Source organism: Streptomyces sp. NPDC107521 (assembly GCF_055598485.1).
Genome location: NZ_JBVKAT010000002.1, coordinates 523,081 through 544,891, shown reverse-complemented (window position 1 = coordinate 544,891; position 21,811 = coordinate 523,081). Strand labels below are relative to the sequence as shown.

The following is a 21,811-nucleotide window of genomic DNA, read 5'->3' as shown; positions in this document are numbered from 1 at the left end:
ACGATGACCTACCGCGTCTGTTTCGTGTGCACGGGCAACATCTGCCGCTCCCCGATGGCCGAGGCCGTCTTCCGCGCGCGGGTCGAGGAGGCCGGGCTGGAGGACCTGATCACCGCCGACAGCGCCGGAACGGGCGGCTGGCACGAGGGCGAGGGCGCCGACCCGCGCACCGTGGCCGTCCTGGAGGAGAACGGCTACCGCCCGGAGCACACGGCCCGGCAGTTCCAGCCGTCCTGGTTCTCCCGCCTCGACCTGGTCCTCGCACTCGACGCGAGCCATCTCGAGGCCCTGCGGCGGCTCGCCCCCACGGAGCGGGACGCGGCCAAGATCCGGCTGCTGCGCTCCTACGACCCCGACGCCGGTGATCCCGACGTACCGGACCCGTACTACGGCGGCACGGAAGGCTTCGAGGAGTGCCTCACGATGGTGGAGGCGGCGAGCATCCCGCTGCTCGCCGCCGTACGCGAACAGATGGAAGGACGAGCGGCATGAACGATTCGGCCGCCGGTGGCGGACCCGTCCCGGCAGCGGGCCCCGTGGCCTCCGGACCCGGTGAGGGCACCCGCGCGGTGCGCGCGGGACTGCCCGAGCCCGTCGCCTACGAACCGACCCTGCCCGGACCGGTGTTCGCCGCCCACTTCCACCTCCCGGGCGAGCCCACCGGCCCGTACACCTACGGACGGCACGAGAACCCGACGTGGACCCGGCTGGAGGACGCCATCGGCGAGCTGGAGGCGCCCGGACGGGACGACGTCACCGCGCTCGTGTTCCCCTCGGGCATGGCGGCGATCACCTCCGTCCTGTTCTCCCAGGTGCGCGCCGGTGACGCGGTCGTCCTGCCCGACGACGGCTACCAGGCGCTCCCCCAGGTGCGGGCCCGGCTGGAGGCGTACGGAGTCGAGGTCCGCACCGCGCCGACCGGCGGGGACGCCCAGCTCGGCGTCCTGGAGGGGGCGAAGCTGCTCTGGATCGAGACGCCGTCCAACCCCGGGCTCGACGTCTGCGACATCCGGCGGCTCGCCGACGCGGCCCACGCGGGGGGCGCCCTGGTCGCCGTCGACAACACGCTGGCCACGCCTCTCGGCCAGCGTCCGCTGGAGCTGGGCGCGGACTTCGTCGTCGCCAGCGGCACCAAGCAGCTCACCGGCCACGGTGACGTCCTGCTGGGCTACGTCGCCGGGTCCCGGAGTGGCGCCATGCAGGCCGTGGCGGACTGGCGCAAGGTCATGGGCACCATTCCGGGTCCCATGGAGGCATGGCTCGCCCACCGGTCGATCGCCACGCTCCAGATGCGGGTGGAGCGGCAGAACGCCACCGCGCTGAGCGTCGCGGAGACACTGCGCCGGCACCCCGACGTGACGGGACTGCGCTACCCGGGACTGCCCGGCGACGCCTCCCACGAGGTCGCCTCCCGCCAGATGCGCGGCTACGGCTGCGTCGTGTCGTTCACGCTGCCCTCCCGGGCGCGGGCCGAGCGGTTCCTCGGCGCGCTGCGGCTCGTGGACGAGGCGACGAGCTTCGGCGGGCTGCGCTCCACGGCCGAGCGGCGCGGACGCTGGGGCGGTGACGCGGTGCCCGAGGGCTTCGTCCGCCTCTCGGTGGGTGCCGAGGACCCCGGGGACCTGGTGGCCGATCTGCTGCGCGCCCTGGAGGAGTCGGCGCGCTGATCCCTCCGTCCCCTCCGCCACGGCCGGCTCCCGAGCACCACGGACAGGCGCCTCGCGGGGAACGGTTCGAGCCTGTTCCCCAGGGCTGGGACCGCCCCCGCGAGACCCGGGTGAACAACGGCTCGGACACGCCCGGTTGACCGGGTGTCAACGACTGTCGCCCCTCCGGACAGCGGTCGGCGGCGGACCCGGGGACCGGCACGGTGAGCGGCCGGGCGGCGCCCGGAGAGAAGGCGCGCCCCATGGCCCCGACCCCACCGCGACCTCCGGTGATCGGGACCGATGACGGCGCCCGATGTTTCACGTGGAACCAGCCGGGCCACATTCCCACCATGACCGTCCGACCCGTGGTCAAGCGCACCGCCCGCGCCGTACTCCTGGCCGGTGACGACCTCATCCTGATCAAGCGCACCAAGCCCGGCGTCGACCCCTACTGGGTCACTCCCGGAGGCGGGGTCGAGCGCGGGGACGGCACCGTCGTCGACGCCCTGCACCGCGAGGTGTACGAGGAACTCGGCGCCAAGATCACCGGCGTGGTCCCCTGCTTCGTCGACACGGTGGAGCACATCGGGGACGACGGCGGCGCGACCGGGGTGAAGGTGCAGCACTTCTTCGTCTGCCGTCTGGAGTCCATGGACACCGCCCTGCGGCACGGCCCCGAGATCGACGAACCGCTCGGTGAGTACGAGATCGTCCGGGTGCCGTTCACCCGGGTGGGGATCGCCTCCGTGCATCTCGTGCCGCTGTCGCTGCGCCATTACCTGGACGGCAACATCGAGGGAGTGCGCGCCCTGCACGCCCCCGACCTCGGCTGACCCCGCGCCGCCGGGATGTGGCCAAGAGCTCTCGCGTACTTGGGGAATGAGGTGGACGCGGGCTGTCTCCTTCGGACAGCCTGACCTGCGTGCCGACTCTTTCGCTCGCTTCCCTGCCGATCCGCCGTCTGACCCTCCGCGACCTGGCCCTCTGCGCCGACCTGTCCGAGAACCGGGGGTGGCCGCGTGAGGAACACAAATGGGCCTTCCTCCTCACCGCGGCCCAGGGCTACGGCATCGACGACCCCGAGGGCGGACTCGTGGCCGCCTGCACCGTCACCGAGTACGGCACCCCCGGGCGCCCCGACCTCGCGGCCATCGGCATGGTCCTGGTCGCCGAGCGCCATGCCCGCCAGGGTGTCGGACGGCGGCTGATGCACCATGTCATGGCGGAGCTGGGCACCACTCCCCTGACCCTGCACGCGACTCCGAAGGGCCGTCCCCTCTACGAGGAACTGGGTTTCAAGACCACCGGCCGGGCGGAGATGGTCCGCGGACGCTTCGTCCCGGACCCCGTCGGCACCCGGGTCTGCACGCGCCCCGCCACCGCGGAGGACATCGCGGCGGTCCTCCGGCTCGACGGGGAGGTGTTCGGCTCCGACCGCACCCATGTCATCACCCGGCTCCCCGCCTTCGCCGACCATCTGCACGTCGCCGAGGAGGGCGGCCGGATCACCGGCTACGCCGCCGCCTGGCCCAACATGGACACCCATGTCGTGGGGCCGCTGATCGCCCGCGACACCGGGACCGCCAAGGCACTGACGGCCTCCCTCGCGGCGCGCGTCGACCGGCCGCTGCGCACCGACATCGATGTACGGCACGAGGACCTGCTGGCCTGGGTCAAGGAGCGCGGACTCACGACCGTCGCCGTCAACTCGGTCATGGCGTACGGGACCACCCGGTTGCCCGGGGACGCGGCGCGGCGCTTCGCTCCGGTGACGGTGGCGGCGGGCTGACCAGTTCCGGCACCGCGACGGCCCGCCCACCGGCCGGATCTTCGGCACGGTGGGCGGGCCCACGCGTGCTCAGTGGTGGGTGGTCGCCGCCCGGGGCCGCACCGGAGGGGCGCCCGCGGTCACCGTGCCGCGTGCGCCGTCGCGGCGTTCGAGGGCGGCGGAGACGACCGCGACGGCCAGGGCCGCGGCGGCCAGACCGGCACCGACCCAGTTGGGCGCGGTGTAGCCGTGGCCGGCCGCGATGACGAGGCCGCCGAGCCAGGCCGCCAGGGCGTTGCCCAGGTTGAAGGCGCCGATGTTCAGGGCCGAGGCCAGCGTCGGCGCACCGTGCGCGTGGTCCAGGACACGCTTCTGCAGCGGCGGGACCGTGGCGAAGCCGAAGGCACCGATCAGGAAGACCGTCACGGCCGCCGCGATCCTGTCATGCGCGGTGAGCGTGAAGAGCGCGAGGACGACGGAGAGCGCGCCCAGGGAGACGTACAGCATCGGCATCAGCGCCCGGTCGGCGAATCGGCCGCCGACGAGGTTGCCGCCGACCATGCCGAGGCCGAAGAGGACCAGCAGCCAGGTCACCGAGGAACCGGCGAAGCCCGCGACATCCGTCATCATCGGCGCGATGTAGGTGATGGCCGCGAAGACACCGCCGAAACCGAGGACGGTCATCGCCATCGCGAGCAGGACCTGGACGTTGCCGAGGGCCGCCAGTTCGTGCCGCAGCCGCACGCCCTCCGGCCGGGGCAGGTCGGGCACCAGCTTGGCGACCCCGACCAGCCCGACCACGCCGAGCGCGGCGACGAGGCCGAAGGTGACGCGCCAGCCGGCCGACTGCCCCAGGAACGTGCCGAGCGGAACCCCGATGACATTGGCCGTGGTCAGACCGGTGAACATCATCGCGATCGCGCCGGCCTTCCGCTCCGGGGCGACCAGATCGGCCGCGACCACCGATCCGATGCCGAAGAAGGCCCCGTGGGCCAGCGAGGCGACGATCCGGCCGGCCAGCATGACGCCGAAGGCGGGCGCCAGCGCGGAGAGCAGATTGCCGACGATGAACAGGCCCATCAGCAGCATCAGCATCCGCTTGCGCGGCACTCTGGTGCCGAGCGCGGTCATCAGCGGGGCTCCGAACATCACGCCGAGCGCGTAGCCCGTCACCAGCAGACCCGCGGTGGGGATGGAGACCCCGTAGCTGTTCGCGACCTCGGGCAGCAGGCCCATGATCACGAACTCGGTCGTCCCGATCCCGAAGGCCCCGATCGCGAGGGCCAGAAGCGCCAGAGGCATGGGTGTGCACCTTCTCAAAAGATTGCCGTAGCTCATTGCTCGCACCGACAATAATTGCAGACGCGCTCTATGTGCAATCGCGGGCACTTGTGGAGCTGGTCTATCCTGGACGCAGCGACCCGGGAACGGAGGATCGGACCATGACGGCGACGGACCCCGCGCTCACTGCCCTGTCCCAGGGCTGGTGCGCCCTCTCCCTGCTCCACGGGAGGATCGAGGGCCACGTCGAGCGCGCCCTCCAGAGCGGACACGACCTGAGCGTGCGGGAGTACTCCCTGCTCGACGTGCTCAGCAGGCAGTACGACGGAGACGGGGGACATCTGCAGATGAAGCAGGTCGCCGACGCCGTGGTCCTCAGCCAGAGCGCCACCACACGTCTGGTCACCCGGCTGGAGGACCGCGGGCTGCTGGAGCGCTATCTGTGCCCCACCGACCGGCGCGGCATCTACACCAACGTCACCCCGGCGGGCCTGACCCTCCTGGAGCAGGCGCGGCCCACCAACGACTCCGCCCTGCGCCGGGCCCTGGACGAAGCGGCCGAGGACCCCGAACTGGCCCCGCTCGTCCGGGCAGTGGAAACCCTCAAGGCCCCCGTTCCGGGCCAGCCGACCCCGGCATAGGCCGAGGCACCCCGCGCCGTCGTCCCGAGGCCTCCACCCGGATCGTGCCGCGGGGCCGGGCAGGTGCGCACCACCCTGTGCGGGGTGGAGGACGCCCTAGGGTGCCGTCATGGCAGATTTCGAGATACGGCCCGCCGCCAGGGACGACATCCCCGCCGTCGTCGCCCTGCTCGCCGACGATCCGCTGGGCGCGCAGCGCGAGTCACCGGACGACCTCGCCCCCTATCTGACCGCGTTCGAGCGGCTCAGCGGCGACCCGAACCAGCTCCTCCCGGTCGTGGTCCGCGACGGGCGCGTCGTGGGCACGCTCCAGCTGACGATCATCCCCGGGCTCTCCCGCCGCGGCACCGTCCGGTCGGTCATCGAGGCCGTGCGCGTCCACGCCGACGAACGGGGCAACGGTCTGGGCACCCTGCTCATCGAATGGGCGATCGCCGAGTCTCGCCGCCAGGGATGCCAACTGGTGCAACTGACCTCCGACCGGACCCGCGCCGACGCCCACCGCTTCTACGAGCGGCTCGGCTTCACGGCCTCGCACACCGGTTTCAAGCTGGGGCTCTGAAGGCGCTGGACATGCGCCCGGGGTGTCCCGTTTCACGTGAAACGGGACACCCCGGGCTACGGGCTACGGGCTACGGGCTAGGGCCTGTCCGGCGGATCATTTCGGGCCGGTGCAGGGCACGCCTAGTACGGCTGAGTCGTCGTGGGCCGCAGCGGTCACGCGAACGAGGGCCACCGGTCGGCGGCCCACTTCCGCCAGTCGACCCACCCGGGCGGCGGGCCGGCGACCCTGGGGCTTTCCAGCTCCGCTGCGTCGGGCTCTTCGAAATGCGCGCGCCCGTGCAGGATGTCGGCCTCGGACACCGGCAGTGTCTCTTCGGGGGTGGTCGCCCAGCGGTGGGCGATACGGGCGCGTTGGGTCTCCTCGTCCACCGGCAGGTAGACCATGCGGAAGCATGCCTTCTCGGCCTCCACCAGCCAGCGGATCGCAGAGCGTTCGTCCCGTGACCAGCAGCCGTAGTCCACGACGACGTTGGTGCCCAGTCTGACCGCCTCCAGGGCGAGCCAGAGCATGCGCCCCTCCAGCACGTCGCGCTTCCCGTCGGCCTCCGCCTCGCCGAACAGGGGAATCATCCAGTCGTCGGGCGTCAGACGCAGCGCGCCGTGCTCCACGGCGAGCTGTCGGGCCCGCGTGGTCTTCCCGGCCCCTGGCAGGCCGACCATCAGGAACAACGTGGTCACACCCAGATCGTGGCAGGGAAGCCAATCAGGTAGCCACCGTTTTTCTGCCCGATCACGAGCGGAGCCACAGGCGGACGGAAGCCACGGTGACAGTGCCGTGGAAGACGAAGACGCGCTTGTCGTAGCGCGTAGCCACGGCGCGGGATTGCTTGAGCCGGTTGATCGTGCGCTCGACCTCGTTGCGGCGCTTGTATCTCTCCTTGTCGAAGCCTGCTGGCCGGCCTCCTCGGCTTCCTCGGCGCCTGCGGTTGGCCCGCTGGTCCTTCGGTTCCGGGATGGTGTGTTTGATCTGGCGTCTGCGCAGGTAGCGGCGATTTCGGCGGGAGCTGTATGCCTTATCGCCGCCCAAGTGGTCGGGACGGGTCCGTGGATGCCCGCCGCCGAGGCGCTTGACCCGGATGCGTTCGAGGACAGGGATCAGCTGTGGGCTGTCGCCCCACTGACCAGGAGTGACCAGCAGCGCCAGAGGGCGGAGGCCGCCTTCCCCGGCAAGGTGGATCTTGGATGTCAGACCGCCCCGTGAACGGCCGAGCCCTTCGTCGGAGCGGTGTTGCCGAGGTGTTGATCTCCGCTTCGGAACTCGCGGCGTCCTGCGCGAAGCCCCGGCAGCGTGCTGATGGGCTCGGCACGAGGTGGAGTCCACGCTCACCATGCTCCAGTCGATCCGGCCCCGGGCATCGGCATCTGCCTGGACGGCTTGCAGGATCCGATCCCAGGTGCCGTCCGCCGACCAGCGGCGATGACGCTCATAGACCGTCTTCCAGTTCCCGAACCAGTTCGGCAGATCCCGCCACGGGAGTCCCGTGCGGACCCGGAACAGGATCCCGTTGATCACTGTTCGGTGGTCGTTCCAACGCCCACCCCGGCCGCCCGTCTTCGGTAGATGGGGCGCAAGTCGCGCCCACTCGTCATTCGTCAGATCACCCCGCCCCACGAACCGAAGAATGGTCCCGACGCGAGGCGACCGTCACATGATCCGCCGGACAGGCCCTAGCGGACTCCTCGCCAGCCCTCGGTGTCCACGCCGCCCGGCACCGAGGTCCCGTCGTCGTACGGCTGACGGGTGAACACGAAGGACCCGAGGTCCAGATGGCTCACGGAACCGTCCTGGCGCCGCACGGGCCGCAGCGTCTCCCCGGCGTAGTAACCCTCCAGCCCGGTCCAGGTGCCGTCCCCGGCGGCCCGGAAGCGCGAGCGGCGGCCGGTGCCCGACAGGGGCTCCAGGGCGACGGCCCCGTCGGGCAGCAGGCGCAGCGCGAAGGCCTGCGTTCCCCAGTACCACTGCCCCGCCAGCTCCAGCACCGCCGTATCGACCTCCGGCAGGGGACTCCACGGTTCGGGGATGCGCGGCTCCGCCTCGGCGACGATCCTCACCAGTTCGGCGCCCACCGCGGCGGGCAGCGGCCCCGAGGTGCAGTTGGCCAGCACCACCGCCGCCACGTCGTCCTCGATCCCGATGCTCAGGTTGGCGACGAAGCCGGGCAGGGAACCCGAGTGGCCCACGAGCAGCCGTCCGCTCCAGGCGTGGATCTGGAGGCCGAGCCCGTACGACGAGGTGTCCACGAGATCGCCGATCTCGGCGGGGGCCGCCGGGGTCCGCATCTCCCGGACGCTCTCCGCGCTCAGCACCCCGTCGTCCCCGTGTGCCAGGAAGACGGCGAATCGGGCGAGGTCGGCGGTGGTGGACCAGAGCTGGCCCGCCGGGGCCATCCGTCCCAGGTCCTCGACGGGCTCGGCCAGCAGCGCGTCGGCCCAGGGGTGCACCGCCCAGCCGTCGGCATACGGCGCCGACGGCTTCCCGGCCGTACGGTCCAGGCCCAGCGGAATCAGTACCTCCTGCCGCAGCACGTCCTCCCAGGGCGCACCGCGCAGCTTCTCGATCAGCGCGCCGAGCAGGGTGTAGCCGGGGTTGGAGTAGTGGTGCCGACGGCCCACCGGGTGCAGCAGGGGGCGTTCGCCGAGCACGTCCGCCAGTTCGGGACGGAGGGTTCCGGGCGTGCGCTCCCACCAGGGCCCGGGCGACTCCGCGGCGAGCCCTCCGGTGTGCGCGAGCAGGTCGGCGACGGTGGCGCGGCCGACGCCGGTGCCGGGCAGGTGCTTCTCCAGCGGGTCACCGAGGTCGAGCAGGCCCTCGTCACGCAGCCGCAGCACCTGGACGGCGGTGAAGGTCTTGGTGATGGAGCCGATCCGGTACTGCGTGTTCTCGTCCGGGGCCGGCCCGCCCATCGCGCTCCGCGCACCGCGCCACACGGTCCGCCCGCCCCGGACGACCGCCGCGGCCAGCGAGGGGGCCCGTCCTTCGGCCTGGGCGACGGCGATCCGGTGCAGCAGCGCCCGTCGGGTGCCGGGGAGCAGCTCTTCCTGAGGTGAGGTCATGCCCTCAGTCCACCTGGAGCGGTCCCGCCCTGTCGAGCGCATTCACCCGCATTGGCCGGTTCCCCGGGCCGCCCCGGAAAGGCGCCCCGCAGCGGCACACGACCTGCCGGCCCGGTCCGTGACACGGTCCGCCGACCGGCGGCCCACGATGCGCCTCGCCACCTCCGGTACCGGAGAAGGCCCGGACCACCGCGTTCGAGCCGACGGAAACACGACCGGGCAGCAGGACCACCGCGGACCGCGCGAGCTGTGGTTCTCGCTTTCGGTGTCATAACGCGACGCTGTGATCTGCAGGTCTTAGCGGTGTCTCACGCGGGTTGGCCGGCGTTCTGTCCCACGGCCGTGTCATTTCCTCGCAGCCACCGCGGCTCGCAGCCGAGGTCTCCCCAAGGTCACCCAAAGAGCAGTTCAACGTTCGAGTCGACGCAGACCTTCAATACGATCACAAGCTGTCGGGCATCCTCGATGTGCCGCCAGAGAGTGGGGTCACCTTCCCCGGCCTCCCATTCCGTGATGATCTCGGCCAGCCGGGGCAGGACCCTGGTGCAGTCGGCAGCAGATGGATCACCATCATCGTCAGGATGGTCAAGCAGGGGCTCAAGCGTCGATGTGATCTCGCTCCTTTGCCTGTCCCCACCGAAACCCCACATGTCCGGCAGTGTGAACCCCTCGGCCTGCGCCAAGCGTCGGCGGAAGGCCTTGAAGCCGGAGTAGGACCGGCTGACGTCCGGGCTGGTGAGGTCACCGTCGCCGGGAAACCGGCACAACCCCACGAAGCCTCCTCGGTCAAGACTTCCATGATCGAGCGGTCGGGGCGGGAGCGGCAAACGACTGTCCGCGCCCAGCGAATGATCACGACGGCCGAGCTGCGATCTGTCGACGCGCGGAGTCCCAGACCTCCTCGAACTCGACGGAGGTCAGCTCCTCCGGATCGTGGCCTTCCCACTCAGAGACGGGGAGTTCTGCTGTGATCCCGTACCTGCTGTCGTACTCGTCGAGTCGGCCTGCGTCGCGGGCTTGCTGCAATTCGGCAAGGGAGGCGGCTGCCATCGGGGTCAGCCCAGACCCTTCGAGCTCGATCTGCCGGGTCACCCAACCCTCAGCGTCGACCTCGAAGGAGAACCAGACGTCTTCCTCGTCCCAGTAGCAGCGCATCCATGTCTTCACGAGCCCATGATGGCGGCTATCTGCGCGCCAGCCGCTGCGGTGTCCAATTCTTGTGGATCGTCATCCGGACCACTGGGATGCTCCTGCTGTGACCACCACGACGAGCGAACTGCAGACCGGCGCCGGATGGGAAGGTCCCTATTACCGTGTCCTCGCCGAAGGGTTCGAGGCTCTGTTCCTCCCGAGCCCTGACGAGGTGCTCGATGAGGTCTGCAAGGTGGATGTCGAGGTTCACCTTCCCGATGGCTCTCGCTGGAGTACGACGATCTTCACCCTCGCCGAGGTGGACCGGCTGATGAGGAAGTGGGAGGGGACCGGAGAGGCGGCAGGGGGCCGGTGCGGGACTGGACCGAGGCCGGTGTCCGGCCACGCCTGCACGCCGCTCTGCTGACCGAACTGCGCCGTGGACGGCTCGCACGTCCGAGCGCTCAAAGACATCTCAGGGGGCAAGGAGTCAAGCTGGTGGATGGAGCCGAGTTACCAGGGTCGGCCTGCCGCGCCACGGCGGCGTCCACTTGCGCGATCGACCAGGGTGAAGATGGACAGGGCGACCGTCGACGCGGCCCCCGTGGCCAGGGCATCCGCCACGTACCGGCCCAGGCCCGGCCGCAGGATGTCCACGAGCCCGAACAGCACGACGAACCCCGCGAGGCACGCCGCGACACCGGCACGCCAGCAGCGGTGATACGCAAAGAACCATTGGGCCAGGCCCATGCCAATCAGGGGTGCAGCGGACAGCTGCGGCTCGTCGAGGGCGGCGAGTACTCCGTATCCCAGCCCGCTGACCGTCCAGCAGACGGCGCTCACGAGTGCCGCCTCACTCCAGGACACGGGCCGCTTCACTTGTGCCGTCCATGCCGTCCGCTGACGGCGCCACCGGCCCGACGGCGCGCTCGCCACTGGGACACGCCTGCCGCGGTCACCGAGAAGAGCAGGAGCGGTCCGGCAGCCCAGTGGAGCACGGCCATCGGCCAAGCCTGGTCCTTGCCGGCCAGCATGGTCGTCATCTTGCCAGCCATACCGATGCCCAGCAGCACATAGGCGAGACCCCAGGCGCGGGCCACCCATACGGGGCCCCCGATCGGCTGCGGCGGCCGGTGCGGACGGAGCACGGCCCGCCCGCCCAACCACGTACAGCCCAGGGCCACGGCCGTCATGAACACTCCCCCAGCCGTGTCCAACGCATCGGTCTGGATCCCGAGCATTCGCGCCACACTCTTCTCACGTCATGCGGTTCCCAGCGCCAAGGCCGCCCCTGGTCAGCATCATGGCAGTCCGGGTCCGGCACCTCATCTGCAGGGCACGGCAGATGGCTGGAGCGGCTGCCTTCCGGAATCCGGCAATGTGGGAGGCCCGGACCACAGTCGCGCAGGCGCCTGGCGGAGCGATGCGAAGGCGCGTTGTTCGTCGAAGAACTGCCGAGTCTTGAGGCGGTGATGGAACTGGCCGAGGAAGCGGTTCAGCAAGTGCCGTTGCGCGGCGGCGTGCCAGTCTCCGTGGTCGCGTCGAGGCCGGTAGTGCGCGTTGGCTCCGGGTGAAGCGGTGAGGGCGGCAAAGGCCCAGTGGGAGCCGGCGTTGATGAGGCGGTTGTTCTTGACGAACCGGCGGCCGACGAAGCGCTTCTTTCCGGAGGCCCGGGTGACGGGCGCGGATCCGGCGTACGGCTTCAGCGCCCGGGCGTCGGCGAACCGTGCCCGGTCATCGCCCAGCTCGGCGAGTACACGAGCCCCGAGCATGGCCCCGAGGCCCGGGAAGCTGAGCAGGATCTCACTGTCGGCGTGCTGGTGAAACGCTGCTGGGCCGCCTCCGCGAGATCATCCGCGGCCTCGCGGGCGGCGTCCAACTGCTTGAGCAGGGCCAGGAGCTGATGGCCGAGACCTACACGAGCGTCCGCTCACGTCTGGGCCATGTCCACGAAGCGGGAGTAGTGGCCCTGGAAAGCCACCGTGATCGTGGCCGTCGGGCCGTTACGGTGCTTGGCGACGATCAGGTCCGCCTCGCCCGCGCGGGGGGACTCCTTCTCGTACGCGTCCTCGCGGTGGAGCAGGATGACCATGTCGGCGTCCTGCTCGATGGAGCCGGACTCACGCAGGTCGGAGACCATCGGCTTCTTGTCGGTGCGCTGCTCGGGGCCACGGTTGAGCTGGGAGAGCGCGATGACCGGGACCTCCAGTTCCTTGGCCAGGAGCTTGAGGTTGCGGGACATGTCCGAGACCTCCTGCTGGCGGCTCTCGGCGCGCTTGGAACCGCCGGACTGCATGAGCTGGAGGTAGTCGATGACGACCAGCTTGAGGTCGTTGCGCTGTTTGAGACGGCGGCACTTGGCGCGGATCTCCATCATCGACAGGTTCGGGGAGTCGTCGATGTAGAGCGGGGCGGCCGAGACGTCCGGCATGCGGCGGGCCAGCCGGGTCCAGTCGTCGTCGGTCATGGTCCCGGACCGCATGTGGTGGAGGGCGACCCGCGCCTCGGCGGACAGCAGCCGCATCGCGATCTCGTTGCGGCCCATCTCCAGCGAGAAGATGACGCTGGGCAGGTTGTTCTTGATCGAGGCCGCCCGCGCGAAGTCCAGCGCGAGCGTCGACTTGCCCATCGCGGGACGGGCGGCGATGACGATCATCTGACCGGGGTGCAGACCGTTGGTGAGGGAGTCGAAGTCGGTGAAGCCGGTCGGCACGCCGGTCATCTCGCCGCTGCGCGAGCCGATGGCCTCGATCTCGTCGAGCGCGCCCTCCATGATGTCGCCGAGCGGCAGGTAGTCCTCGCTGGTGCGCTGCTCGGTGACGGCGTAGATCTCGGCCTGGGCCCGGTTGACGATCTCGTCGACGTCGTCGTCGCCCGCGTATCCCATCTGCGTGATCCGGGTGCCGGCCTCGACCAGGCGGCGCAGCACGGCCCGCTCGTGCACGATCTCCGCGTAGTAGGCCGCGTTCGCGGCCGTCGGCACGGTCTGGACAAGGGTGTGCAGGTAGGAGGCGCCGCCGACCTTGTTGATCTCGCCGCGCTTGGTGAGTTCCGCGGCGATGGTGATGGGGTCGGCCGGCTCGCCCTTGGCGTAGACGTCCAGGACGGCCTGGTAGATCGTCTCGTGGGCCGGCTTGTAGAAGTCGTGGCCCTTGAGGATCTCGACGACGTCGGCGATGGCGTCCTTCGACAGCAGCATGCCGCCGAGGACGGACTGCTCGGCCTCCAGGTCCTGCGGCGGAACCCGCTCGAAGGAGGAGCCCCCGTCGTCCCAGGCCCCGGTGTCCCGGCCGTGCTCCTGCCGCTCGTCGCGGCCCCGGCCGCTGTCGCCGCGGCGGCGGGAGGCGGGCAGACGATCACTGGGACCGCTGTCGGCCCACGGGTCGTCCAAGGGCTCGGAAATGCTCACCGAGCCACCTCCTCCCGTCCGCCGAGCGGACCTCGCCGTGCCCCTCAGTTCTACGGCACGGCACTGACAAGTAAGACGCCCAACTCCGGTTCTGGTGCGTCGGTTTTATGACGGTTTCACCAACCGGCGGACGGAGCGGGCGCCGCACCACCGTAGGCCCGTGGGCAGCGTCAGCCAATCTGGTTATCCACAGGCCATGTGGACGACGGGCCAGATGCTGTGGAGAACCCCGCGAAACCTGTGCACGAGCCGGTGGACAGCCCTGTGAACAAGCACTCGACCCCCTTAAGAGAACCATCCTGACCTGCACGTTTTCGATCCACGGGCTGTGCAGAAGAAAAACTTTCCCGAGCGGATCAAGATCATGTCGAACGGTGCGCGGCGCGGAGCGCGATGAGTCGAAAAGTAAGGGGCTCTATTCCTTTGCATCTCTTACCTGTGGACGATTAGATTGGTGCGCATGACCCAGGCCCCCGCGCACCCCCGGTCCGCCCGGCGCCGGCACGACCGAGAGATCGTCGCGCTGGCCGTGCCCGCCTTCGGCGCACTCGTCGCCGAGCCCCTCTTCGTCATGGCCGACAGCGCGATCGTCGGCCATCTCGGCACCGCCCAGCTCGCCGGGCTCGGCATCGCCTCCGCGCTCCTGATGACCGCCGTCAGCGTCTTCGTCTTCCTCGCCTACGCCACCACCGCGGCCGTCGCCCGGCGGGTCGGCGCGGGCGACCTGCCGTCCGCCATCCGCCAGGGCATGGACGGGATCTGGCTGGCCCTGCTGCTCGGCGCCGCCGTCATCGCCGCCGTCCTGCCCACCGCCCCGTTGCTCGTGGCCCTCTTCGGCGCCTCCGACACCGCGGCCCCCTACGCCATCACCTACCTCAGGATCTCGGCCCTCGGCATCCCGGCCATGCTGGTCGTGCTCGCCGCGACCGGTGTCCTGCGCGGCCTGCAGAACACCAGGACCCCGCTCTACGTGGCCATCGCCGGGTTCATCGCCAACGCCGTCCTCAATGTCGCCCTGGTCTACGGCGCCGGTCTCGGCATCGCCGGTTCCGCCTGGGGCACGGTCATCGCCCAGTGCGGCATGGCCGCCGTCTACCTCGGAGTGGTCATCCGCGGGGCGCGCAGACACGGCGCCTCGTTGCGCCCGGACGCCGCCGGCATCAGGGCCTCCGCACAGGCGGGTGTTCCCCTGCTGGTCCGCACCCTCTCGCTCCGCGCGATCCTGATGATCACCACGGCCATGGCCGCCCGCCTGGGCGACGCCGACATCGCGGCGCACCAGATCGTCCTCTCCCTGTGGAGCCTGCTCGCCTTCGCCCTGGACGCCATCGCCATCGCCGGGCAGGCCATCATCGGGCGCCATCTGGGCGCCGGTGACGCCCGGGGGGCTCGCGATGTGTGCCGAAGGATGGTCGAGTGGGGCATCGCGGTCGGCATCGCGCTCGGAGTGCTCGTCGTGCTCTCCCGCCCCGCCCTGCTGCCCCTGTTCACGGGCGATTCCACGGTCAGGGACGCCGCCCTGCCCGCCCTGGTGATCGTCGCACTCACCCAGCCGGTCTGCGGAGTGGTCTTCGTCCTGGACGGCGTGCTGATGGGTGCGGGCGACGGCCCCTACCTCGCCTGGGCAATGCTGCTCACCCTGGCCGTCTTCACCCCCGTGGCGCTGCTGATACCGACCCTGGGCGGCGGGCTGACCGCCCTGTGGGCCGCCATGACGCTGATGATGACCGTGCGGATGCTGACCTTGTGGCTGCGCACCCGTTCGGGCCGCTGGCTCGTCACCGGCGCCTCCCGCTGACCGGCCCACCACCCTCCGGCGCCGTACGGCCGCCGGGGTGCGGGCTCATCCCGTAGGGTCACGGCGTCGTTTCCCACCGTACGTTTCACGTGAAACACGGCTCCACGCGAAGGGGGCCGCACCCCGGCAGGGATGCGGCCCCCTTTTTTCCGCGTCAGCCCTCTCGCATCAGCGAGAGCACGGCTCAGGCGGAGACGACCTCGATGCTGACCTTGGCGTCAACCTCGGGGTGCAGACGGACGAACGTCTCGTAGGCACCCAGGGTCTTGATCGGCGAGCCCAGCTCGATGCGGCGCTTGTCGACCTCGGGACCACCGGCAGCCTTGATCGCCGAAGCGACGTCGGCCGGGGTGACGGAACCGAAGAGACGACCGGCGTCGCCGGAGCGGACGGCCAGACGGACCTTCACACCCTCGAGCTGGGCCTTCACCTGGTTGGCCTGCTCGATGGTCTGGATCTCGTGGATCTTGCGGGCGCGGCGGATCTGCGCCACGTCCTTCTCGCCACCCTTGGTCCAGCGGATCGCGAACTTCCGCGGGATCAGGTAGTTGCGCGCGTAGCCGTCCTTGACGTCGACGACGTCGCCGGCGGCACCGAGGCCAGAGACCTCGTGGGTGAGGATGATCTTCATGATTCGGTCACCCTTCCCTTATCGCGCGGTGGACGTGTAGGGCAGCAGCGCCATCTCACGGCTGTTCTTGACGGCCGTGGCGACGTCACGCTGGTGCTGCGTGCAGTTGCCGGTCACGCGGCGGGCACGGATCTTGCCGCGGTCGGAAATGAACTTCCGCAGCATGTTCGTGTCCTTGTAGTCCACGTACGTGACCTTGTCCTTGCAGAAAGCGCAGACCTTCTTCTTCGGCTTGCGCACAGGCGGCTTCGCCATGGTGTATCTCCTGTGTGATCAAGAAGTGTGGGGTACGGCCCGCCTAGAAGGGGGGCTCGTCCGAGTAGCCGCCGCCACCGCCGCCGCCGCCGGAGTTTCCACCCCAGCCGCCACCGCCCTGGTTGCCACCGGCGGGAGCGCCGGTCGCCCACGGGTCGTCGGCCGGTGCGCCGCCGCCCTGCTGGCCGCCACCGGGGCCGCCGCCCCAGCCACCGCCACCCTGGCCGCCGCCGCCACCGCCGCCGTAGCCGCCCTGGCCTCCCTGGCCACCGCGACCCGAGGTCTTGGTGACCTTGGCCGTGGCGTTGCGGAGGCTGGCGCCGACCTCGTCGACGTCCAGCTCGTAGACCGTGCGCTTGACGCCCTCACGGTCCTCGTAGGACCGCTGCTTCAGCCGGCCCTGCACGATGACGCGCATGCCTCGCTGGAGCGACTCGGCGACGTTCTCCGCCGCCTGGCGCCAGACCGAGCAGGTCAGGAAGAGGCTCTCGCCGTCCTTCCACTCGTTCGTCTGGCGGTCGAAGGTGCGGGGGGTCGACGCGACACGGAACTTCGCGACGGCCGCACCGGACGGGGTGAAGCGCAGCTCGGGGTCGTCGACAAGATTGCCGACGACCGTGATGACGGTCTCGCCTGCCATAGGGGAACCTCTCGGCGGGTTTGCTGCTGGCTGCTGGTACTGCTACTCGGATCCCGGGACCGACCGAGCCAGGAGGCTCAGTGGTTCTCGGGACGGAGGACCTTGGTCCGGAGGACCGACTCGTTCAGGTTCATCTGGCGGTCGAGCTCCTTGACGACCGCAGGCTCGGCCTGCAGGTCGATGACCGAGTAGATGCCCTCGGGCTTCTTCTTGATCTCGTACGAGAGACGACGACGGCCCCAGGTGTCGACCTTCTCGACCTTTCCGCCGCCGTCACGGACGACAGAGAGGAAGTTCTCGATCAGCGGGGAGACAGCACGCTCCTCGAGATCGGGGTCGAGGATGACCATCACCTCGTAGTGACGCATGTGGAACCCACCTCCTTTGGACTCAGCGGCCACGGTCGTTCCGTGGCAGGAGGGTTGCGATGCGTAGCACCGGTATCTGCGATTGAACCAGGCCCCACTGACAACGGGCCCTCTCCGAGGAGCGGCCCGGTCGCGAGCTGGAAGCAGACACCAGTGCAGAAGGTACAGAGTACCCGCCCACCGCCCTCCGGTTGAAATCAGCCGGTGAGGGGGCGCAATCTGTACAGACCGGATGTGAAGGGCCACGACGCACTGCCCTCGGCAGGAGGTTCCCCATGGCACAGATCATGCGACCCGCCAGGCCCCGGACCGGGATCCTGGCCACCGACGGCAAGCCGCACCCGCTCCAGGACACCCTGCTGGCCGTGACCCTGGTCCTCGGCGTGCTCTCCCTGGTGACCGCCGGATTCGACAACCTGCACCTCATCACCTCCTGGGCCGGGCTCGTCGGCATCCTGACCGGCGGATACGGACAGTTCGTCTCCGCGACGACAAGGGAACGCTTCGGCCTGGTGGTGGGCCTCGGGGCCTGTGCGCTCGGCTTCTACTTCGGCATGGCGCACGGCGGGCTGTTCGGCGGTGTCATCGGCGGCTGACCGCGGCCCTCCCTTTCCCACGGGAACGGCGGCCGTCCCTCCCCCGGGAGGCGGCCGCCGTTCCCGTGGGAAAGGGACTATCCCCCCGCACCCGGACGGGGCGCTCAAGGGGCGCAGTAGGCTTCGCGCGTGAGCCGGAGCCCCTGACCCCATGGGGACACACCAGCCCGAGGAGCGCCCCGCATGACCCTGACCCTGAGGACCATCAGCCGCGAGCAGCATCTGGCCCATATCCAGAGCCTGCCGGCCGCGAGTCACATGCAGGTTCCGGCATGGGCCGACGTCAAGGCGGAATGGCGCTCGGAGAACCTCGGCTGGTTCGACGACCGCACCGGCGAGCTGGTCGGCACGGGTCTGGTCCTCTACCGGCAGCTCCCCAAGATCAAGCGGTACCTCGCGTACCTGCCCGAGGGCCCGGTCATCAACTGGTTCGCACCGAACCTCCAGGACTGGATCGAGCCCATGCTCGCGCACCTGAAGCAGCAGGGCGCCTTCTCGGTGAAGATGGGCCCGCCGGTGATCATCCGGCGCTGGGACGCCGTGTCCATCAAGAAGGGCATCCAGGACCCGGACGTCAAGCGCCTGCGGGACATCGAGGCGGACCACATCGAACCGCGGGCCTTCGAGGTCGCCGACAAGCTGCGCCGCATGGGCTGGCAGCAGGGCGAGGACGGCGGCGCGGGCTTCGGTGACGTGCAGCCCCGCTACATCTTCCAGGTCCCGCTGGCCAACCGTTCCCTGGAAGAGGTCCACAAGAACTTCAACCAGCTCTGGCGCCGCAACATCAAGAAGGCGGAGAAGGCCGGGGTCGAGGTCGTCCAGGGCGGCTACCACGATCTGGAGGAGTGGCAGCGCCTCTACGAGATCACCGCGGTGCGCGACCGCTTCCGCCCGCGCCCGCTGTCGTACTTCCAGCGCATGTGGTCGGCGCTCAACAGCGAGGACCCCAACCGGATGCGGCTGTACTTCGCGCGCCACAACGGGGTGAACCTGTCGGCGGCGACCATGCTGGTCGTCGGCGGGCACGTCTGGTACTCCTACGGCGCCTCGGACAACATCGGCCGCGAGGTCCGCCCCTCGAACGCCATGCAGTGGGCGATGCTCCGCGACTCCTACGCCCTCGGTGCCACCGTCTACGACCTGCGCGGCATCTCCGACTCGCTGGACGAGAACGACCACCTCTTCGGTCTGATCCAGTTCAAGGTCGGCACCGGCGGCCAGGCGGCCGAGTACCTCGGCGAGTGGGACTTCCCGCTGAACAAGCTGCTCCACAAGGCCCTCGACATCTATATGTCGCGGCGCTGACCCGCGCCCCGGGCCGCGGGCTCCAGTACCGTCGGAACGGCTGTCGCGGTTCCGCCCCGTTCCTCCCCTCCCCGTTCTCCGACACACCTCAGCCACGAGAAAGGTCTCAGGTCCGGCCATGGCGCTCACGCTCTACGTCGACACCGCGCGCTGGCGTGCGCACCACAAGCACGTGCAGGAGCAGTTCCCCGGGCTGGTCCCGGTCTGCAAGGGCAACGGTTACGGCTTCGGGCACGAACGCCTGGCGGAGGAGGCCACGCGGCTGGGCTCCGACATCCTCGCCGTCGGCACGACGTACGAGGCCGCGCGGATCAAGGACTTCTTCAGCGGCGACCTGCTGGTGCTGACGCCGTACCGGCGCGGTGAGGAGCCGGTGCCGCTGCCCGACCGCGTCGTCCGCTCGGTGTCGTCGGTGGACGGGGTGTACGGCCTGGTGGGTGCGCGCGTGGTCATCGAGGTGATGTCCTCGATGAAGCGGCACGGGGTCGGCGAGCAGGACCTGCCGCAGTTGCACGCCGCCATAGAGAACATCCGCCTGGAGGGCTTCGCCATCCACCTCCCGCTGGACCGCACCGACGGCTCGGACGCCGTCGAGGAGGTCATCGGCTGGATGGACCGGCTGCGCGCGGCCCGGCTGCCGCTGCACACGATGTTCGTCAGCCATCTCAGGGCAGAGGAACTGACCCGGTTGCAGCAGCAGTTCCCGCAGACCCGTTTCCGCGCCCGCATCGGCACCCGGCTGTGGCTGGGGGACCACGAGGCCACCGAGTACCGCGGGGCCGTCCTGGACGTCACGCGGGTGGCGAAGGGCGAGCGCTTCGGCTACCGCCAGCAGAAGGCTGCCTCCGACGGCTTCCTGGTGGTCGCGGCGGGCGGCACCTCCCACGGGGTGGGCCTGGAGGCGCCGAAGGCGCTGCACGGCGTGATGCCGCGGGCCAAGGGGGTCGCCCGGGCCGGTCTGGCCACGGTCAACCGGAACCTCTCGCCGTTCGTCTGGGGCGGCAAGCAGCGCTGGTTCGCGGAACCGCCGCACATGCAGGTCTCGATCCTGTTCGTGCCCGCGGACGCCCCCGAGCCGAAGGTGGGGGACGAACTGGTGGCCCATCTGAGGCACACCACCACGCAGTTCGACCGCCTCGTCGACCGCTGATCACGGGCGGGGCGCCGGCCGCCCCGCCCGTCCCGTACGACCACCCGCCGGCGGTTCGCTCAGAGCGAACCGCCGGTTCGTTGTTCCGTGCCCCACTTCACCTGGGGCGTCTCGGGCTCGGCCGCGGACCGGGAGCCACGGGCGAGCGGCCCCAGGACGAACACGTCCTCGGCCCGGTCGAGGACCCCGCCGGAGGGGTCGTCGTCCCCCGACCTGCGGACCGGGTCCCGGTCCGGCAGGAGGATGTCGCGCACGACCATGGCGCACAGGTACAGCGTGCCCAGCAGATGGACGGCGATGGCCCAGTGGTAGCCGTCCGTCGGCAGGCCCTTGTGGGCGTCTCCGCTGGTCGTGTACGCGAGGTACATCCAGATGCCCAGGAAGTAGAGGACCTCGCAGGCCTGCCAGATCAGGAAGTCCCGCCACTTCGGCCGGGCCAGCACCGCCAGCGGCACCAGCCACAGGACGTACTGCGGCGAGTAGACCTTGTTGGTGAGGATGAAGGCCGCGACGATGAGGAAGGCGAGCTGGGCGAAGCGCGGGCGCCGGGGCGCGGTCAGCGTGAGCGCGGCGATTCCCCCGCAGCCCGCCAGCATCAGGACGATGGCGAGGGTGTTCACGGACTCGGTGGTGGGCGGGTTGGGCGAGTTCTGCACCAGGATCAGCCAGAAGGATCCGAAGTCGACGCCCCGCTCCTGGCTGAAGGTGTAGAACTTCGACCAGCCCTCGAAGGCGAAGATCATCACCGGCAGGTTCACCACCAGCCAGGAGAGGACCGCGCCGCCCAGGGCCGCCCCGTACTCCCGCCATCGGCCCGCCCGCCAGCACAGCACGAGCAGCGGGCCGAGCAGCAGGAAGGGGTAGAGCTTGGCGGCCGTGGCCAGACCCAGCAGCACGCCGAAGGCGAAGGCGTGCCGCCGGGCCCACATCAGCAGGGCGGCGCTCGTCAGGGCCACCGCCAGCAGGTCCCAGTTGATGGTCGCCGTCAGGGCGAGCGCGGGCGCGAGGGCGACCAGCAGGCCGTCCCAGGGCCGTCGGGCATGGGTGCGGGTCACACAGACGGCGATGACGGCGGCGCACGCCATGAGCATTCCGGCGTTGACCATCCAGTACCACTGTTCCTGGTGCTGGATGGTGCCGCTGCCGGTGGTGAGCCAGGCGGCGACCTCCATGAACACACCGGTGAGCACCGGGTACTCGAGGTAGTCCATGTCGCCGGGGAGCTTGTCGAAGTACGGCACCAGCCCGTCGGCGAAGCCGCGTCCCTGGTAGAGGTGCGGGATGTCCGAGTAGCACGCGTGCGTGTACTGGGTACCGGCGCCGAAGAACCAGCCGCCGTTGTAGCAGGGGGCCTTCTGGACCAGACCGAGGACGAACATGCCGATCGCCACGAGCACGATGATCCGCACCGGGGTCCACCAGGACGTCCCGAGCAGGGCCCGGCGTCCGAGAGGACCGCCGATCAGCTCACTGCCGGCCATGGCGACCGGGTCCTCCTGGGTCGGGCGCACCGTGTCCGGCTCGTGCACGCTCGCTGGCGTCGCTTCTGCACTGGGCATGGCCCACATCCT

At 70.2% G+C, this 21,811-nt stretch carries 25 protein-coding genes and 1 pseudogene; 11 read left to right on the top strand and 15 right to left on the bottom strand.

Going from position 1 to position 21,811, the window contains the following annotated elements; all coding sequences use genetic code 11:
• The first annotated feature begins 3 nt into the window (after nt 1-3).
• The 4 genes from ACZ7LB_RS05450 (at nt 4) to ACZ7LB_RS05435 (ending at nt 3,438) form a co-directional block, all read left to right on the top strand.
• Complete coding sequence (locus ACZ7LB_RS05450) at nt 4-492, top strand: low molecular weight protein-tyrosine-phosphatase (RefSeq protein ID WP_471465490.1); 489 nt, start codon at nt 4-6, stop codon at nt 490-492.
• On the top strand, nt 489-1,667 hold the full coding sequence (locus ACZ7LB_RS05445) for a cystathionine gamma-lyase (protein ID WP_471465489.1): 1,179 nt from the start codon (nt 489-491) through the stop codon (nt 1,665-1,667). The genes ACZ7LB_RS05450 and ACZ7LB_RS05445 overlap by 4 nt, the downstream gene beginning before the upstream one ends.
• A gap of 332 nt (nt 1,668-1,999) precedes the next feature.
• Nucleotides 2,000-2,482 (top strand): NUDIX domain-containing protein, encoded by a 483-nt coding sequence (locus tag ACZ7LB_RS05440; RefSeq protein ID WP_471465488.1) that lies wholly within the window; start codon nt 2,000-2,002, stop codon nt 2,480-2,482.
• 89 nt (nt 2,483-2,571) lie between these two features.
• The gene (locus tag ACZ7LB_RS05435; protein WP_471465487.1) at nt 2,572-3,438 is read left to right on the top strand and encodes a GNAT family N-acetyltransferase; all 867 of its coding nucleotides are present in this window, start codon (nt 2,572-2,574) and stop codon (nt 3,436-3,438) included.
• 69 nt (nt 3,439-3,507) lie between these two features.
• On the opposite strand, the gene ACZ7LB_RS05430 is transcribed toward ACZ7LB_RS05435, so the two are convergent.
• Nucleotides 3,508-4,719: an MFS transporter gene (locus ACZ7LB_RS05430; RefSeq protein ID WP_471465486.1), complete on the bottom strand. Its 1,212-nt coding sequence runs from the start codon at nt 4,717-4,719 to the stop codon at nt 3,508-3,510.
• 140 nt (nt 4,720-4,859) lie between these two features.
• Here ACZ7LB_RS05430 and ACZ7LB_RS05425 point away from each other — a divergent pair, with 140 nt between their 5' ends.
• Both ACZ7LB_RS05425 and ACZ7LB_RS05420 read left to right on the top strand, forming a co-directional pair.
• On the top strand, nt 4,860-5,339 hold the full coding sequence (locus ACZ7LB_RS05425) for a MarR family winged helix-turn-helix transcriptional regulator (protein ID WP_471465485.1): 480 nt from the start codon (nt 4,860-4,862) through the stop codon (nt 5,337-5,339).
• A 109-nt stretch (nt 5,340-5,448) separates the two neighbouring features.
• Entirely contained in the window at nt 5,449-5,901 is a 453-nt protein-coding gene (locus tag ACZ7LB_RS05420; RefSeq protein ID WP_471465484.1) for a GNAT family N-acetyltransferase, read from the top strand.
• Nucleotides 5,902-6,056: 155 nt separating this feature from the next.
• Here the strand turns inward: ACZ7LB_RS05420 and ACZ7LB_RS05415 are convergent, their stop codons facing one another.
• The 5 genes from ACZ7LB_RS05415 to ACZ7LB_RS05395 all read right to left on the bottom strand — a co-directional run bounded on the left by ACZ7LB_RS05415 (nt 6,057) and on the right by ACZ7LB_RS05395 (nt 10,112).
• Entirely contained in the window at nt 6,057-6,581 is a 525-nt protein-coding gene (locus ACZ7LB_RS05415) for a P-loop nucleotide/nucleoside kinase family protein (protein ID WP_471465483.1), read from the bottom strand.
• Nucleotides 6,582-6,633: 52 nt separating this feature from the next.
• On the bottom strand, nt 6,634-7,515 hold the full coding sequence (locus ACZ7LB_RS05410) for an IS5 family transposase (RefSeq protein WP_471465482.1): 882 nt from the start codon (nt 7,513-7,515) through the stop codon (nt 6,634-6,636).
• Between the two features lie 56 nt (nt 7,516-7,571).
• Entirely contained in the window at nt 7,572-8,957 is a 1,386-nt protein-coding gene (locus ACZ7LB_RS05405) for a serine hydrolase domain-containing protein (RefSeq protein WP_471465481.1), read from the bottom strand.
• 392 nt (nt 8,958-9,349) lie between these two features.
• On the bottom strand, nt 9,350-9,730 hold the full coding sequence (locus ACZ7LB_RS05400; RefSeq protein WP_471465480.1) for a hypothetical protein: 381 nt from the start codon (nt 9,728-9,730) through the stop codon (nt 9,350-9,352).
• A gap of 79 nt (nt 9,731-9,809) precedes the next feature.
• Nucleotides 9,810-10,112, bottom strand: coding sequence for a hypothetical protein (locus ACZ7LB_RS05395; RefSeq protein WP_471465612.1), 303 nt, complete (start codon nt 10,110-10,112; stop codon nt 9,810-9,812).
• Between the two features lie 100 nt (nt 10,113-10,212).
• Here ACZ7LB_RS05395 and ACZ7LB_RS05390 point away from each other — a divergent pair, with 100 nt between their 5' ends.
• Nucleotides 10,213-10,515, top strand: coding sequence for a hypothetical protein (locus ACZ7LB_RS05390; RefSeq protein ID WP_471465479.1), 303 nt, complete (start codon nt 10,213-10,215; stop codon nt 10,513-10,515).
• A gap of 86 nt (nt 10,516-10,601) precedes the next feature.
• Here the strand turns inward: ACZ7LB_RS05390 and ACZ7LB_RS05385 are convergent, their stop codons facing one another.
• From ACZ7LB_RS05385 to dnaB, 4 genes and pseudogenes are all read right to left on the bottom strand, one after another.
• Nucleotides 10,602-10,931: a hypothetical protein gene (locus ACZ7LB_RS05385; RefSeq protein ID WP_471465478.1), complete on the bottom strand. Its 330-nt coding sequence runs from the start codon at nt 10,929-10,931 to the stop codon at nt 10,602-10,604.
• Between the two features lie 32 nt (nt 10,932-10,963).
• Nucleotides 10,964-11,329, bottom strand: a complete 366-nt coding sequence (locus tag ACZ7LB_RS05380) for a hypothetical protein (protein ID WP_471465477.1) — start codon at nt 11,327-11,329, stop codon at nt 10,964-10,966.
• A 162-nt stretch (nt 11,330-11,491) separates the two neighbouring features.
• Nucleotides 11,492-11,997, bottom strand: a pseudogene (locus ACZ7LB_RS05375) (transposase); the annotation flags it as partial.
• A 21-nt stretch (nt 11,998-12,018) separates the two neighbouring features.
• Nucleotides 12,019-13,497 carry a replicative DNA helicase gene (gene dnaB / locus ACZ7LB_RS05370; RefSeq protein ID WP_471465476.1) on the bottom strand — a complete coding sequence of 493 codons (1,479 nt, stop codon included), beginning with the start codon at nt 13,495-13,497 and terminating at the stop codon, nt 12,019-12,021.
• 460 nt (nt 13,498-13,957) lie between these two features.
• On the opposite strand from dnaB, the gene ACZ7LB_RS05365 reads away from it, so the two are divergent.
• Nucleotides 13,958-15,295 (top strand): MATE family efflux transporter, encoded by a 1,338-nt coding sequence (locus ACZ7LB_RS05365; RefSeq protein WP_471465475.1) that lies wholly within the window; start codon nt 13,958-13,960, stop codon nt 15,293-15,295.
• A gap of 184 nt (nt 15,296-15,479) precedes the next feature.
• Here the strand turns inward: ACZ7LB_RS05365 and rplI are convergent, their stop codons facing one another.
• The 4 genes from rplI to rpsF all read right to left on the bottom strand — a co-directional run bounded on the left by rplI (nt 15,480) and on the right by rpsF (nt 17,189).
• Nucleotides 15,480-15,926 carry a 50S ribosomal protein L9 gene (rplI, locus tag ACZ7LB_RS05360; protein WP_161229086.1) on the bottom strand — a complete coding sequence of 149 codons (447 nt, stop codon included), beginning with the start codon at nt 15,924-15,926 and terminating at the stop codon, nt 15,480-15,482.
• A gap of 18 nt (nt 15,927-15,944) precedes the next feature.
• Nucleotides 15,945-16,181 carry a 30S ribosomal protein S18 gene (rpsR, locus tag ACZ7LB_RS05355; RefSeq protein ID WP_003949403.1) on the bottom strand — a complete coding sequence of 79 codons (237 nt, stop codon included), beginning with the start codon at nt 16,179-16,181 and terminating at the stop codon, nt 15,945-15,947.
• A gap of 43 nt (nt 16,182-16,224) precedes the next feature.
• A complete protein-coding gene (locus tag ACZ7LB_RS05350) occupies nt 16,225-16,821 on the bottom strand; it encodes a single-stranded DNA-binding protein (RefSeq protein ID WP_471465474.1) in 597 nt (198 codons plus the stop codon).
• A 77-nt stretch (nt 16,822-16,898) separates the two neighbouring features.
• Nucleotides 16,899-17,189, bottom strand: coding sequence for a 30S ribosomal protein S6 (gene rpsF / locus ACZ7LB_RS05345; RefSeq protein WP_062188887.1), 291 nt, complete (start codon nt 17,187-17,189; stop codon nt 16,899-16,901).
• Between the two features lie 275 nt (nt 17,190-17,464).
• Here rpsF and ACZ7LB_RS05340 point away from each other — a divergent pair, with 275 nt between their 5' ends.
• From ACZ7LB_RS05340 to ACZ7LB_RS05330, 3 genes are all read left to right on the top strand, one after another.
• Entirely contained in the window at nt 17,465-17,785 is a 321-nt protein-coding gene (locus tag ACZ7LB_RS05340; protein WP_471465473.1) for a hypothetical protein, read from the top strand.
• 183 nt (nt 17,786-17,968) lie between these two features.
• Nucleotides 17,969-19,090, top strand: coding sequence for a peptidoglycan bridge formation glycyltransferase FemX (gene femX, locus ACZ7LB_RS05335; protein ID WP_161229089.1), 1,122 nt, complete (start codon nt 17,969-17,971; stop codon nt 19,088-19,090).
• Nucleotides 19,091-19,208: 118 nt separating this feature from the next.
• Nucleotides 19,209-20,240 (top strand): alanine racemase, encoded by a 1,032-nt coding sequence (locus tag ACZ7LB_RS05330; protein WP_161229090.1) that lies wholly within the window; start codon nt 19,209-19,211, stop codon nt 20,238-20,240.
• Between the two features lie 59 nt (nt 20,241-20,299).
• On the opposite strand, the gene ACZ7LB_RS05325 is transcribed toward ACZ7LB_RS05330, so the two are convergent.
• On the bottom strand, nt 20,300-21,808 hold the full coding sequence (locus ACZ7LB_RS05325) for a glycosyltransferase family 87 protein (RefSeq protein WP_471465472.1): 1,509 nt from the start codon (nt 21,806-21,808) through the stop codon (nt 20,300-20,302).
• Nucleotides 21,809-21,811 lie beyond the last annotated feature (3 nt).

Coding starts and splice junctions, on each gene's coding strand:
- rpsR (WP_003949403.1), bottom strand. CDS start 16,181: ATGGCGAAGCCGCCTGTGCGCAAGCCGAAGAAGAAGGTCTGCGCTTTC.
- ACZ7LB_RS05440 (WP_471465488.1), top strand. CDS start 2,000: ATGACCGTCCGACCCGTGGTCAAGCGCACCGCCCGCGCCGTACTCCTG.
- rpsF (WP_062188887.1), bottom strand. CDS start 17,189: ATGCGTCACTACGAGGTGATGGTCATCCTCGACCCCGATCTCGAGGAG.
- ACZ7LB_RS05330 (WP_161229090.1), top strand. CDS start 19,209: ATGGCGCTCACGCTCTACGTCGACACCGCGCGCTGGCGTGCGCACCAC.
- ACZ7LB_RS05430 (WP_471465486.1), bottom strand. CDS start 4,719: ATGCCTCTGGCGCTTCTGGCCCTCGCGATCGGGGCCTTCGGGATCGGG.
- femX (WP_161229089.1), top strand. CDS start 17,969: ATGACCCTGACCCTGAGGACCATCAGCCGCGAGCAGCATCTGGCCCAT.
- ACZ7LB_RS05445 (WP_471465489.1), top strand. CDS start 489: ATGAACGATTCGGCCGCCGGTGGCGGACCCGTCCCGGCAGCGGGCCCC.
- ACZ7LB_RS05395 (WP_471465612.1), bottom strand. CDS start 10,112: ATGCGCTGCTACTGGGACGAGGAAGACGTCTGGTTCTCCTTCGAGGTC.
- ACZ7LB_RS05425 (WP_471465485.1), top strand. CDS start 4,860: ATGACGGCGACGGACCCCGCGCTCACTGCCCTGTCCCAGGGCTGGTGC.
- ACZ7LB_RS05365 (WP_471465475.1), top strand. CDS start 13,958: ATGACCCAGGCCCCCGCGCACCCCCGGTCCGCCCGGCGCCGGCACGAC.
- ACZ7LB_RS05325 (WP_471465472.1), bottom strand. CDS start 21,808: ATGTGGGCCATGCCCAGTGCAGAAGCGACGCCAGCGAGCGTGCACGAG.
- ACZ7LB_RS05340 (WP_471465473.1), top strand. CDS start 17,465: ATGGCACAGATCATGCGACCCGCCAGGCCCCGGACCGGGATCCTGGCC.
- rplI (WP_161229086.1), bottom strand. CDS start 15,926: ATGAAGATCATCCTCACCCACGAGGTCTCTGGCCTCGGTGCCGCCGGC.
- ACZ7LB_RS05405 (WP_471465481.1), bottom strand. CDS start 8,957: ATGACCTCACCTCAGGAAGAGCTGCTCCCCGGCACCCGACGGGCGCTG.
- ACZ7LB_RS05420 (WP_471465484.1), top strand. CDS start 5,449: ATGGCAGATTTCGAGATACGGCCCGCCGCCAGGGACGACATCCCCGCC.
- ACZ7LB_RS05380 (WP_471465477.1), bottom strand. CDS start 11,329: ATGCTCGGGATCCAGACCGATGCGTTGGACACGGCTGGGGGAGTGTTC.
- ACZ7LB_RS05350 (WP_471465474.1), bottom strand. CDS start 16,821: ATGGCAGGCGAGACCGTCATCACGGTCGTCGGCAATCTTGTCGACGAC.
- ACZ7LB_RS05450 (WP_471465490.1), top strand. CDS start 4: ATGACCTACCGCGTCTGTTTCGTGTGCACGGGCAACATCTGCCGCTCC.